The sequence below is a fragment of the Rhizobium sp. NXC14 genome (assembly GCF_002117485.1).
Lineage (GTDB): Bacteria > Pseudomonadota > Alphaproteobacteria > Rhizobiales > Rhizobiaceae > Rhizobium.
Genome location: NZ_CP021030.1, coordinates 929,656 through 942,496, shown reverse-complemented (window position 1 = coordinate 942,496; position 12,841 = coordinate 929,656). Strand labels below are relative to the sequence as shown.

General features: G+C 62.7%; 13 protein-coding genes. 2 read left to right on the top strand and 11 right to left on the bottom strand.

The genetic code is table 11. From position 1 onward, the window contains the following. Nucleotides 1-351 precede the first annotated feature (351 nt). The 9 genes from NXC14_RS04605 to NXC14_RS04560 all read right to left on the bottom strand — a co-directional run bounded on the left by NXC14_RS04605 (nt 352) and on the right by NXC14_RS04560 (nt 9,163). Nucleotides 352-813: a plant virulence effector HPE1-like domain-containing protein gene (locus NXC14_RS04605; protein ID WP_085777159.1), complete on the bottom strand. Its 462-nt coding sequence runs from the start codon at nt 811-813 to the stop codon at nt 352-354. 93 nt (nt 814-906) lie between these two features. After that, the gene (purD, locus tag NXC14_RS04600; protein ID WP_085777158.1) at nt 907-2,190 is read right to left on the bottom strand and encodes a phosphoribosylamine--glycine ligase; all 1,284 of its coding nucleotides are present in this window, start codon (nt 2,188-2,190) and stop codon (nt 907-909) included. 66 nt (nt 2,191-2,256) lie between these two features. Next, on the bottom strand, nt 2,257-4,191 hold the full coding sequence (locus NXC14_RS04595) for a DUF2207 domain-containing protein (protein WP_085777157.1): 1,935 nt from the start codon (nt 4,189-4,191) through the stop codon (nt 2,257-2,259). Between the two features lie 38 nt (nt 4,192-4,229). Continuing rightward, complete coding sequence (locus tag NXC14_RS04590) at nt 4,230-5,492, bottom strand: 3-phosphoshikimate 1-carboxyvinyltransferase (RefSeq protein WP_085777156.1); 1,263 nt, start codon at nt 5,490-5,492, stop codon at nt 4,230-4,232. 91 nt (nt 5,493-5,583) lie between these two features. Next, on the bottom strand, nt 5,584-6,135 hold the full coding sequence (locus NXC14_RS04585) for a LemA family protein (protein ID WP_054181439.1): 552 nt from the start codon (nt 6,133-6,135) through the stop codon (nt 5,584-5,586). A 61-nt stretch (nt 6,136-6,196) separates the two neighbouring features. Then, the gene (locus tag NXC14_RS04580) at nt 6,197-6,748 is read right to left on the bottom strand and encodes an AAA family ATPase (protein ID WP_085777155.1); all 552 of its coding nucleotides are present in this window, start codon (nt 6,746-6,748) and stop codon (nt 6,197-6,199) included. Beyond that, a complete protein-coding gene (locus tag NXC14_RS04575; RefSeq protein WP_064694016.1) occupies nt 6,745-7,701 on the bottom strand; it encodes a glycine--tRNA ligase subunit alpha in 957 nt (318 codons plus the stop codon). The genes NXC14_RS04580 and NXC14_RS04575 overlap by 4 nt, the downstream gene beginning before the upstream one ends. A gap of 391 nt (nt 7,702-8,092) precedes the next feature. After that, nucleotides 8,093-8,284 (bottom strand): hypothetical protein, encoded by a 192-nt coding sequence (locus NXC14_RS04565; protein WP_003584596.1) that lies wholly within the window; start codon nt 8,282-8,284, stop codon nt 8,093-8,095. Nucleotides 8,285-8,302: 18 nt separating this feature from the next. Then, on the bottom strand, nt 8,303-9,163 hold the full coding sequence (locus NXC14_RS04560; RefSeq protein WP_085777154.1) for a S49 family peptidase: 861 nt from the start codon (nt 9,161-9,163) through the stop codon (nt 8,303-8,305). A 182-nt stretch (nt 9,164-9,345) separates the two neighbouring features. Between NXC14_RS04560 and NXC14_RS04555 the strand changes: the two genes are divergently transcribed. Then, on the top strand, nt 9,346-10,686 hold the full coding sequence (locus NXC14_RS04555) for an Nramp family divalent metal transporter (RefSeq protein ID WP_085777153.1): 1,341 nt from the start codon (nt 9,346-9,348) through the stop codon (nt 10,684-10,686). Here NXC14_RS04555 and NXC14_RS04550 read toward each other — a convergent pair. Next, nucleotides 10,676-11,473, bottom strand: a complete 798-nt coding sequence (locus NXC14_RS04550) for a methyltransferase (RefSeq protein ID WP_085777152.1) — start codon at nt 11,471-11,473, stop codon at nt 10,676-10,678. The two genes, NXC14_RS04555 and NXC14_RS04550, sit on opposite strands and share 11 nt — an antisense overlap. A gap of 7 nt (nt 11,474-11,480) precedes the next feature. Beyond that, complete coding sequence (locus tag NXC14_RS04545; RefSeq protein WP_085777151.1) at nt 11,481-11,708, bottom strand: DUF2007 domain-containing protein; 228 nt, start codon at nt 11,706-11,708, stop codon at nt 11,481-11,483. Nucleotides 11,709-11,816: 108 nt separating this feature from the next. Here NXC14_RS04545 and NXC14_RS04540 point away from each other — a divergent pair, with 108 nt between their 5' ends. Further along, the gene (locus NXC14_RS04540) at nt 11,817-12,833 is read left to right on the top strand and encodes a polyprenyl synthetase family protein (protein WP_064800854.1); all 1,017 of its coding nucleotides are present in this window, start codon (nt 11,817-11,819) and stop codon (nt 12,831-12,833) included. The last annotated feature ends 8 nt before the right edge of the window (nt 12,834-12,841 follow it).

The window sequence follows — 12,841 nt, the reverse complement described above, 5'->3', positions numbered from 1 at the left end:
GCGTCTACCGCTGCTAAACAACATGCTGCGACCGGCGAATAAGAATTGAAGGTGACTCAATAAGAAAGCTTTAATTTTATTCGAACTGACGCGAATTTCCCTAAAAATCAGGGGGCTGAGTTACTAAGACAAGCGGTGAGTTTCCCCTCATAGTCGAATATCGCTCGTTTTCGCTCTGCGGATCTGCCGGGGCCTCAAAGCAGGAATGCACCCCCGCTTCTCTTCGAGGGTGCATCCGCTCCACCGCAGTGGAACCCCAAGCGATCGAAACCTTGATCGGGCAGGGGCAGGGAACTGTCGCAGCGACTCAAATTGGCTTAAGGGCACACAGCCCTCTGATGCCGTGGTTTTTTAGAAGCGCAGCTTGAATTCGGAAACATCGGGAGCCGGCGGCTGCTCAACCATGCCGGCGGCAACCGGCTTGGCATCGCCGCCAATGACGGCTGCAGTCGTTGCGTTCATGTCGATGCCTGGCGCGGGCGAGATCGAAGGTTCGGCGGCTGCCAAGGCTTCCGGCGTTGCCTTGCTGACGAAGACGACGGGCGAACCGCCCATCCAGGCTTCGGTGCGGAAGATCTTCGTTTCGCCGCCGACGTCGCGAACTTCGCTTGCCTGGAGGACGCCGGGTTTCAGTTCCGGCACCGTATAGTCCTTGCGGCTTTGCTCGGCCTGTAGCGGCGGGCAAGCAGTGCAGCGTTCAGTGACGATGCTGCCTTCGGCACGTCCTGCCGTTTTGCCGATCACCTCGATCGAGGAGGCCATCGCCGAGCCTGCCATCAGCAGGACTGCCGCACCGAGGAAAATCTGACGCATCAACGCACCTCCGTCTCACTACGACAGCGGTATAGCGCAGCTTCGTTTCCATCCCGTCAGGGGAAAGGCTAAAAATTTAAGGAACGCGACGATTTATGCGTCGTTCGAGGCTTTTTCGCGCTCGATCGCGCGCCAGCCGATGTCGCGCCGGCAGAAGCCGTTTTCCCACCGAACCCTATCCAGCAGGGCATAGGCGCGGCCCTTCGCCTCGGCAACCGTGCCGCCCGATGCCGTGACGTTCAGCACGCGGCCGCCGGTTGCGACCAGCACGCCGTCCTTCATGCCCGTGCCGGCATGAAACACCTTCTCGCCCTCGCCTGCCTCCGGCAGGAATTCGATCGGCGTGTTCTTCTCATAGGTGCCGGGATAGCCCTTCGAAGCCATGACCACCGTCAGCGCCGGATCGTCGCTCCATTCGGCGCTCACCTGATCGAGCGTACCATTGGCGGTGGCAAGCAGCAGCGGCAGCAGATCGCTCTTCAGCCGCATCATCAGCACCTGACATTCCGGATCGCCGAAGCGGACATTGTATTCGATGAGCTCCGGCCCCTTCTTCGTGATCATCAGTCCGGCGAAAAATACGCCGGAGAAGGGATGACCGCTCTCGGCCATGCCGCGAATCGTCGGCTCGATGATCTCCTTCATGGTGCGCTCGACCATCTCGGCCGTCATCACAGGCGCCGGCGAATAGGCGCCCATGCCGCCGGTATTGACGCCGGTATCGCCCTCGCCCACCCGCTTGTGATCCTGGGCGGTCGCCAGCGGCAGCGCATGTTTTCCATCGCAGAGACAGAAGAAGCTCGCTTCCTCGCCATCGAGATAGGCTTCGACGACAACTTCGGCGCCAGCGGCGCCAAAAGCGCCCTCGAAGCAGTCTTCGACGGCATAGAGCGCTTCGTCGAGCGTCATCGCAACAGTCACGCCCTTGCCGGCGGCCAGCCCGTCGGCCTTGACGACGATCGGAGCGCCCTGGGCGCGAATATAGGCTTTGGCTTTCGGCGCGTTGTTGAAGCGCTGGTAAGCGCCGGTGGGGATGCCGTAGCGGGCGCAGATATCCTTGGTGAAGCCCTTGGAGCCCTCGAGTTGGGCGGCACCGGCGGAGGGCCCGAAGACTGCCAGGCCGTCGGCGCGCAGCCGGTCGGCGAGGCCGGCGACGAGCGGCGCCTCGGGCCCGACGACGACGAAGTCGATCGCCTTGTCCTTGCAGAAAGAGGCGACCGCTTCGTGATCCTCGACAGTCAAGGGCGCGAGGATCGCATGTTCGCCAATGCCGGGATTGCCGGGGGCGGCGTAGAATTCGCTCATCAACGGCGATTGCGCCAGCTTCCAGGCGAGCGCGTGCTCGCGTCCGCCCGATCCGATCAACAGAACCTTCATGCGCGACCCCTTTCCTGTTCCGTCAGGCGGTTAAGGGCCAAGGGCCGAAAGGTCAAGCGGGAAAGCTTACCAGCCCCCGCCTCCGCCGCCGCCTCCACCGCCGCCGGAGGAGCCGCCGCCGGAAAAACCGGAGGATGAACTCGATGGCGGCGGCGAGGGTATCGTCGACGCGATGGTGGAGGCCATCGACGAGGAGAAGCCGCCAATGCGATCGGAGAAGCTGCCGCTGTTGAAATCGCCGGAATACCAGGAGGGCGCATAGGCTGCGGCCGCGCCAGCGGCAGCGGCCGCAAGCCAGGTCTCGAAGGTGCGCGACCAGGGCTTTTCGACGCCGAGCGCCACCGCATAGGGCAGCAGCGTCTCGAAATGCTGCGGCGACATTTGTGGGGCGCCGGCCATATTCATGCGATCCTTCTCGGCCAGCGTCAGATATTGTCGCAAGCCGTCAATGCCGTCCATCATCCTGGCGCCGAGTGGGGTCGGCGCGCCCATGATGAAGAAATAGAGGACATTGAGCAGCACGATGCCGCCGACGGCAAAGAGCATCGGCGTCTCGTGCAATTCCACCAGCGACGAGGCAAGCGTCAGGACGATAATGGAAAGAATGCCGATGCCGACAAAAACGCCGACCGCTGCGGCGATGACGGCCATGACCTTGGCGAACAGCGATCTGCCCTGGTGCAGCGACTTGACCAAACCGGCGATGAAGACGGCAATAAAGACGGAAATGCCAATCGGGATCAGCATCAGCGCGATCGTATCCGGCTCCAGTGAGCCGAAGACGAACAACGCCACCAGGGCGGCGGCGCTCAGCGCAACGCCGCCGGTGGTGTAGCCGATGTTGGAATTATAATATTTGCCGCGATGCTCCCTCTCGATCGCCGAACGGAAGGACTGGCCGATCGTTTTCACCCGCTCACCATTCGCCTCGTCGATCGTCAGCGTCCGGCCTTCGCCGCCGGCAGCCTTCAGCAGCTCTGTCTCGCCGGCCCGGAATTTCTCCTTGCCGAGCGGCTTGCCGGTGCCGCGGATGATGATCGAATCCTTGAGGTCTTCGAGCTTGACATAGCCGCGCACCGCAAGATTGAGGGCGGTTGCGGCAAGCGCCGTCCAGCCGCCGCCCGAGAAGCCCTTATTGTCGATATAGTTGACCAGCGCCGGCGAGATGCCGTCTGGCGCATCCCAGCGCGGCACGACGACGCCTCGGGCGGGATCGCGGCCGACCTTCAGCCAGGATCTGAGGTAATAGGCGAAAACCAGGGTCAGGCCGCCGAAGCCGATGAAATAATTGCGGTTGTCCTTCAGCCACCAGGTGCTTTCCATATCCTCACTCGGCGGATCGATCGAGCCCTTCGGCATGCGGATCGCAAAGGTCAGGCCTTCATTGGGGCCAAGAGGCGCGGTGGTGGAAAAGACGATGCCGGCGCCGCTTTCGCTGACACTGGCATTCTTTCCCCTGGCGCCCTGCGGGCCGGTAAAGAAGGTCGTCTCGGTCGCGCTGACATCAGGCGGCAGGTTCACGGTTGCGGTGACTGACCGGATCGGAAAGATCCAGCCATTGCCGGTGACGTTCCAGTAGAGTTCGTCGTGATCGTCGAAGTAGCGGATCTGGCGGTTGGTCCGGTAGGTGAAGACGTAGCGATGACGGCCCGGCGTCACCGTCACCTCGGCGGAGCCGGCATAAATGCGGATACCGCCGGATATCGATTCCGTGTGCCAGGGCTCGTTCGCGCCATCGCGCGTGACCGAGACCATGTCGAAATCGACGCTGCGGCGACGGCCGCCGGCGTCGGTGAAATAGAGCGGGAAATCCCGGAAGATGCCGTGGTTGATCCGGTTACCCTCGGCATTGACGGTGATGGTTTCCGTCACCGTCATCACGCCGCTCTTTTCGAGCGCGATCTCGGAGGCGAAACTGTCGATCACCTCGGCTGCAAAGGCCGCCGGGGCGGCGACCATCAGGAGCAGCGCCAAGCAAAACCCCAAAAACCGACGCCCCATCCCTGTCTCCCCGCCGGCTGCCCCGGCTGCGCCTTGCTTCAATCCTTATCCCGATAGGTCACGCCAAGCGCGGCAAGCGTCCGCCAATAGGCGGGGAAGGTCTTGCCGACGCAATCGGGGTCGAGAATAGTGATGCCGTCGATCTTGAGGCCCGCAAGTGCGAAGCTCATCGCGATGCGGTGGTCGGCAAAGGTGTCGATCTCGGCCGGCAACGTCTGACCGGCGAGAGCAGGATCGGAGTGGACGATCAGATCGTCCCCCTCCTCGACGGCCAGACCTTCGCGGATATTGTTGAGTCCGGTTGACAGGGCGCGGATGCGGTCGCATTCCTTGACGCGCAGATTGGCGATGCCGACGAAGCGGACCGGCGTCTCGTTGAAGGCGGCCAGCACGGCGATGGTCGGAACGGCATCCTGCATCTGCGAGCCGTCGATTTCAGCCGGCAGATGCGGAAATTTGGCGATCGTCTCGTAGGCCTTGGCATCCGGCTGGGTGAAGGCATCGTTCGGCACGCCGAGATCGATCTTGCCATCGCTCAGCACTTCGGCCGCCCAGAGATAGGTCGCGGCGGATGCATCAGGCTCGATGACGAAATCGGCGGCGCGATAGCCGGTCGGCTCGACGCGCCAGGTAACGGTGCTGGTCTTTTCGACCTTGGCGCCGAAGGCCTTCATCGCCGCGGTGGTGAGATCGATATAGCCAAGCGCGCCGATATCCTCGCCGACGAGTTCGATGTCGACCGGACGGTCGCCGCCGGCTGCCATCATCAGCAGCGCCGAAACATATTGGCTGGACAGCCCACCATCGATCAGGATTCGATCGGCCTCAAAGCGGCCCGTGCCTCTGACGGTGACCGGCGGGCAGCCGGTCTCAGCTGCGACGTCGATGCCGAGCGTGCGCATCGCTTGAACCAGCGGTCCGATCGGGCGCTTGCGCATGTGCTCATCGCCGTCGACGATGACGGTGCCGTCGACCAGAGCCGCAGCCGCTGTCAGGAAGCGTGTGGCCGTGCCGGCATTGCCGAGGAAGAGCGGCGCCTTCGGCGGCATGAGCCTGCCGCTACCGGTGACGACGAAGGTCGTGTCGTCAGGCTCTTCAATCACAACGCCCATGGCGCGCAGCGCATCGGCCATATAACGGGTATCGTCGCTCTTCAGCGCACCGGTCAGCCGGCTCGTGCCCTTGGCAAGACCGGCGAGCAGCAGGGCGCGATTGGTGATCGATTTCGAACCCGGTGGCATCGCGCGGCCCGAAAGCGGCCGGCCCGGCGGGATGATCGTGAGTTTGGCTTTGCGTGTCATGCTATGTCTTCCGTCCATGAGCGAGGCTAAATCGCGTCGCCATCTCCCTTTGCTCTTAACCGCTTTCTCGCAAAGGCAAAATGCCGGATCGTCAGAATTTGACGCTGGGGACGGCGCGATCGGCCTCGTTGGTGATTTCGAAATACTCGCGCTTGGCAAAACCGAACTGGCCGGCAACAAGATTGGAGGGGAAGCTTTCGACCTTGACGTTCAGGTCGCGGGCCGCGCCATTGTAATAACGCCGCGCCATCTGCAGCTCACCTTCCATGGTTTCAAGCGACGCCTGCAGCTCGGCGAAATTCTGGTTGGCCTTGAGATCGGGATAGGCTTCGGCGAGCGCGATCACCCGGCCGAGCGCCTGGCCGAGCAGCCCTTCCGCCTGAGCCCTGCCGGCGACATCGCCCGATGGCACGGCCTGCGCCTTGTTGCGCAGCGCAACCACCTCCTCGAGCGTCGACTTTTCATGGGCGGCATAACCCTTGACTGTCTCGATCAGGTTCGGAATCAGATCGGCGCGGCGCTTCAACTGCACATCGATGCCCGACCAGGCTTCCTCCGCCATCTGCCGAGAGCGAACCAGGCCGTTGTAGATGAAGACGACATAGAGTGCGACCAGAACGATGACGCCAAGCGCAATATACATCGCGAATCCCCTGCAACGAAGTAATGTTTGTACAAAGACTACGCAGGATACCCGGCTGTCGTCAAACGCCGATATGCGTGAGAATTCGAGCCGCCGTCTGCGCCGGCGAAAGGTCCGTCGTATCAATTTCAACTGTGCGTTCAGCCAGTCCGCGCAACAGTCTGTAGTTTGCCCGGAGCTGCTGCAGCCTCGCCGTATCGGTCAGCTTGAGCGCCTCGGATCGGCCGGGAGAGATGAGGCGCCTGGCATTCTCCTCCGGCGCGCAATCGAGGAGAACCGCGACCAGATCCGCGCCTCTGGCGGCAGCCAGATCGCGATACCAGTAGAACATCGCACTATCATGCTCGTCATCGGCAAGAGCATCGGTAAAGACGAAACTTTCAGCCGGATCAGCGCGCACGGCATGGTCGAAAAAAGCTCGCCGAATCTGCTCACGCAGAGATAAATGCAGAGGGTTGCTGCGGGCGAAAAGCGCTTCGGCTGGATTAAGCAGCGTGTGATTGTCGATAAGCCGCGCGCCGATTCTTTTCGCCAGCAAGCGGCCGATAGTCAGCTTCCCGGTGCCTGGCCAGCCGTTGATATGGACGATACGGCTGGCAGGCTTTTGCGTCATGCCGCCTCTTTCGACAGGTTGACGCCGCCGGCGTCGGTCAGCAGGAAGGCTTCGCCGCAGGCCTTCGCAAGCGTGCGCACCCGCAGGATGTAGCTCTGGCGCTCAGTGACCGAGATGACGCCGCGTGCGTCGAGCAGGTTGAAGACGTGGCTGGCCTTGATGCACTGGTCATAGGCGGGGAAGACGCATTTGTGCAGGCGCTGATTGTCGCTTTGGCCCGGCGCGCCGGCATCGAGCAGCGCCCGGCACTCCTTCTCGGCATCGACGAAATGGCGATGCAGCATTTCGGTATTGGCGAATTCGAAATTGTGACGCGAATATTCCTGCTCGGCCTGCAGGAAGACGTCGCCATAGCTGATCTTCTCGTCGCCTTCGCGGCCATTGAAATTGAGGTCGTAGACATTGTCGACGCCCTGGACATACATGGCGAGGCGCTCGAGGCCGTAGGTCAGTTCGCCCGCGACCGGCGCGCATTCGATGCCGCAGACCTGCTGGAAATAGGTGAATTGCGAGACTTCCATGCCGTCGCACCAGCATTCCCAGCCGAGGCCCCAGGCGCCGAGCGTCGGGCTTTCCCAATCGTCCTCGACGAAACGGATGTCGTGCAGCAGCGGATCGAGGCCGATCGCCGCGAGCGAACCGAGATAGAGCTCCTGCAGATTGGGCGGATTCGGCTTCAGGATGACCTGATACTGGTAATAATGCTGCAGCCGGTTCGGGTTTTCGCCATAGCGGCCATCCGACGGGCGTCGGGAGGGCTGGACGTAAGCCGCTTTCCACGGCTTGGGGCCGAGGGCGCGCAAGGTCGTTGCCGGGTGGAAGGTGCCGGCGCCGACCTCCATGTCGTAGGGCTGCAGCACCGCGCAACCCTTGTCCGCCCAGTAGCTATGCAGGGTCAGGATCAGCGCCTGAAAGGAGCGCTTCGGGTTCATATGGTCTGGGAGAGCTGACATGGGATGGCACCGCTGGCTTGGGAATTATCGGCGCGACAGGTGCCATGGAGGGCGGCAGGGGTCAAGGGTTTTGCAGCGGTCGGGATCGAACGTCGATGTGGAAGCGGAACCTAACTGCGCCTAACCTCAATCAAGCGATGGTGGGCTAGGCACCCCCCTCTGTCCTGCCGGACATCTCCCCCACAAGGGTGGAGATTGGCAAGAGGCTTGACCATCGCCCCCTCCCTAACGGCAGCGACAATCACAATGCTCAGTTGCTTGGGGAAGCCGTCACGCCCAGCCGATCTCCCTCCTTGTGGGGGAGATGTCCAGCAGGACAGAGGGGGGTGCCCAGCCCACCTACGTTTGCGCGGCGGACCCGCAGCGGGATGAGGCAAATCCAAGGCTGTATCTATTCCTCATCCCGCTTCAGCCGATATTCCCCGGTCACGGGGTCCTTGACCAGCGTGCCGATCGCGCCGGTCTGGCGTTCCTTTTCGGCGCGGCGCGATTTTTCGGCGAGCTTGCGGGCATCGGAGACGAAGCGGCGGTAGAGCCACCAGGCTGAGAACACCAGGACCAGGATCGTGATAAGCTGTGCCATGCCCCTCTCTTGCTCCTCTCAAAGCCCGAAGCGGCTCCACAATGCTCTCTCTTCCGCCGCTTCGACAAGTCCTGTTGCGAGACCTGCCCCCGCGCCTTCGAGTGTAACAGGCGATACGCCGGGAATGCGGCGGCCGAAGAGGCCGCGGCCGGCGGTGACGAGTTCCAGCCGGGTCTTCTGGCCGTAGCGCCGCTTCAATTCCTGGCGCATGTCGCCGAGGCCATCGATGAGGCCAAGCTCGAGGCCGCGGGTGCCGCTCCAGAACAAGCCGGAAAACACCGTCGCATCATCCGTCAGCTTGCCGGCGCGGCGCTCGCGCACCATTGCGATGAAGACCTGGTGGATTTCGAGCTGCAGGCTCTTGAGGTACTCGATATCCTTTTCCTTTTCCGGCTGGAACGGATCGAGGATCACCTTGTTTTCGCCGGCCGTATAGACGCGGCGCTCGACGCCGATCTTCTTCAGGAGTTCGGGAAAGCCGAAACCGCCGGAGACGACGCCGATCGAGCCGACGATCGAGGTGGCGTCGGCGATGATCTCGTCGCCGGCAAGCGCGATCATGTAACCGCCGGAAGCGGCGACATCCTCGACGAAGACCAGCACCTTCTTCTGCTTTTCGCGGGCGAGCTCGCGGATGCGGGTGAAGATCAGTCGGGACTGGACCGGCGAGCCGCCCGGCGAATTGATTGTTATGGCAACGGCCGGCGCCTCCTTCTTGGCGAAGGCCTTTTCCAGGACGGGGGCGACATTGGCGAGATTGAGGGTGGGGCGGAACTGGCCGCCGCCGCTGATGATCGCACCCTGCAGCCTGACGACGGGAATGGTGAGGCCCTCCCTGCGGAACCGTTTCGGCAGCAGCTTTCTCAAGAATCCGGCCATTTCCCATCCTTCGCTTCGGGTCGCACGATCGTCACTTCGCAATCGCATCCATGTATGCGCTGGAACGACAAACGCAATGCCCGCGTTCCTGAAAAACACCCGATTGATTTTCTTGTTGCGAATGACTTGCATTATCATTCTAATCGGTCATAGTGCACGGACGATAACTAGGTGGAAATGGCATGGACGCTCTCAATCCCAATGCAAACAGCGGCTGGCGGCACGAACGCGGCGAGGCGTCGCTGTCGGATGTCTACCGCACTGTCGGAACGGGGCGTCACAGCTCGATGTGGCGCCGGGCGGCGGCCTTTGCCGGGCCGGGCTACATGGTCGCCGTCGGCTACATGGACCCGGGCAACTGGGCGACCTCGCTCGCCGGCGGCTCGAAATTCGGCTATGCGCTGCTCACCGTGGCCCTGCTTTCCAACATGATGGCGATCGTGCTGCAATCACTCTGCGCGCGCCTGGCGATCGCCTCCGGCCGCGACCTCGCACAGGCCTGCCGCGACGCCTTTCCCAAATGGGTTTCGGTGCCGCTCTGGGCCTTTGCGGAAATCGCCATCATCGCGACCGACATTGCCGAGGTGATCGGCACGGCAATCGGTCTCAATCTGCTGTTCGGCATTCCGCTTGAGCTCGGCGTTCTCATCACCGCCCTGGATGTCTTTCTGATCCTCTTCCTGCAGAGGCTCGGCTTCCGCTGGGTGGAAGCCTTCATCATCGCGTTGCTTGGGGTAATCGCGCTCTGCTTCGGCGTGCAGATCTTCCTTGCCGATCCGCAATGGGGCGCCGTCATCACCGGCTTCTTCCCCACGACCGAGATCGTCACCAACCCGGAAATGCTCTATCTGGCGCTCGGCATCCTCGGTGCGACCGTCATGCCGCACAATCTCTATCTGCACTCCGGCATCGTGCAGACGCGGGCCTATGGTCACACGATCCCCGAGAAGAAGGAGGCGCTGACCTATGCGACGATCGACTCCACCGTCGCGCTCTGTTTCGCGCTGTTGATCAATGCCTCGATCCTGATCCTTGCAGCCGCCGCCTTCAATGCCAATGGCAAGACCGATGTCGTCGAGCTCGGCAACGCCTATGCGCTGCTGTCGCCGCTGCTTGGCCTCGCCATCGCCCCGACGCTCTTCGGCATCGCGCTTCTCTGCTGCGGCCTCAACTCGACGGTGACGGCGACGCTTGCCGGCCAGATCGTCATGGAAGGCTTCCTCAAGATCCGGCTGAAACCCTGGGTGCGCCGGCTGATCACCCGCGCTATCGCCATCGTGCCGGCGGCGGTCGTCACCATCTGGTACGGCAACCAGGGCACGGCTGAACTGCTGATCCTCACGCAGGTCGTGCTCAGCCTGCAGCTTTCCTTCGCCGTCTTCCCGCTGGTAATGTTCACCGCCAGCCGGGCCAAGATGGGCGAACTCGTGGCGCCGCGCTGGCTGAGCGGCATCGCCTATGTGATCGCCGTCGTGATCGCCGGGCTGAACGTCAAGCTGCTCTTCGACTTCGTCACCGGCTAGCGTTTGACGATCGAAGCCTGGAATAGGCCGCCCGGCCATTGTTGAAATCGTCGACCAGAGGGGAGAATTTGTGGCTTCCCTCTTCGTGCATGACGAGGGCCGCGCGCAGCGACAGCCGCGCCCGTGAGCCCTTGATGGCGGTCACCAGGATGCGGACGGCATTTTCCCCGGGGCGCGGATGGATGGCCGTCACCTCGATGCCCCCGAAGCGGCGGCCGCAGGCATCGATGATCTCGGCGATCGACTGGGGTCTGGCGATCAGCGACAATTGCCCGCCCGGGATCATGATGGCGCCTGCCGTGCGGATCCAGCTTTCGAACAAGCCGTCAGTCATCGCATGGGCTTCGGCCTTCAGCGCATCGGGCGTGCGCCGGTCGCCGGCATCGTTGAAGGGCGGGTTCATGATCACGTGATGGAAGCTTTCATCGGCAAGGCCGGCATCGTTGCGCGCCTTGGCGGTCAGCGCTACATCGGCCTCGACGACACTGAGGCGGGCGGCGAGATGGGCGTTTTCCGGCAACAGGATGCTGCGGCGGGCATATTCGGCCATCTCGGCAGAGCGTTCGAAGAGCACCACTTGCGCCTTAGGAAGGCGCGAGGCGACGGCAAGGCCGGCGGCACCGGCGCCGGCGCCGAGATCGGCCACCCTGATCGCGCGATCGTCGGCGACGAGGGCGGCCAGCAGCATCGCATCCATGCCGGCGCGATGACCCCTGCCCTTCGGCTGCACCAGATGAAAGGCGCCGCGATGGAAGGCATCGATGGTTTCAGCCGGTCCGCCGGTCATCGTCCGCTCACGTCCTGTCGCGCAGCTCGCCGCCGAGGCCGGCATCGATCAGAATGCGGCGGGCCCGGTCGGCCATGTCCTCATCCACCAGCAGGCGGCGCGGCAGCATGCCGAGCGAGCCTTCCAGCACGCTCATGCCCTGATCGGCGATGAAGCAGTGAATTCCGGCATCCTTCATCAGGCTCTCGGCGAAGGAGAGCAGAACGGGATCGTTGGCGCGGATAAGTTCATGCATTTGCCGTCTTTTTCCTTCCAATTTCGGCTGGCGCGACAATTCACCCCTTGCCGCGTCCATCGCCCCTTTCTATTGTCAGATGCAATGAGTGAACAGGAGTCCGGGTCGTTGGGCGTGGTCATACCGCTTGAAGAAAGCAAAAACAAACTGGCATCCATCAAGCCGCTGGTCGATCTCACCCGGGCTGACATGGAGCGGGTGAACCAGCTCATTCTGTCCAAGGCCGGCTCCGACGTGCAGATGATCCCCGAAGTGGCCAACCATCTGATTTCATCAGGCGGCAAGCGGCTGCGGCCGATGCTGACGCTGGCGGCCGCCTCGCTGTTCGACTATCGCGGCGAAAACCACGTCAAGCTCGCCACCTCGGTCGAATTCATGCACACGGCGACACTGCTGCATGACGACGTCGTCGACGAAAGCGACCTGCGCCGCGGCAAATCGACGGCGCGGATGATCTGGGGCAACCAGGCAAGCGTGCTGGTCGGCGACTTTCTGCTCGGCCAGGCCTTCCGCATGATGGTCGATGTCGGCTCGCTCGATGCGCTCGACGTCCTGTCGTCCGCGGCCTGCGTGATTGCCGAAGGCGAAGTGCTGCAGCTTTCCGTCGCCAAGAACATGGAAACGACGGAGGACGATTACCTCTCCGTCATCCGCGCCAAGACGGCGGCTCTCTTTGCGGCCGCCGCCGAAGTCGGGCCGATCGTCGCCGATGCCGGCCGCTCCGGCCGCAATGCGCTGAAATCCTACGGCATGAATCTCGGCCTCGCCTTTCAGCTCGTCGACGACGCGCTCGACTATGGCGGCAAGGCCGCCGATCTCGGCAAGAATGTCGGTGACGATTTCCGCGAAGGCAAGATCACGCTGCCCGTCATCCTCGCCTATCGCCGCGGCACGACGGAAGAGCGCGCCTTCTGGCGCGATGCGATCGAGGCCGGCAATAGCAGCGACGCCAACCTGGAAAAAGCGCTCGGGCTGATCACCAAATACGGCACGCTGAGCGACACGATCGGCCGGGCGGTCCATTACGGCACGATCGCGCGGGACGCGCTGGCGCCGCTACCCGATACGGTATGGAAATCCGCTCTGATGGAAGTGATCGACTTCTGCATCGAGCGCGTCAATTGATCGAACGC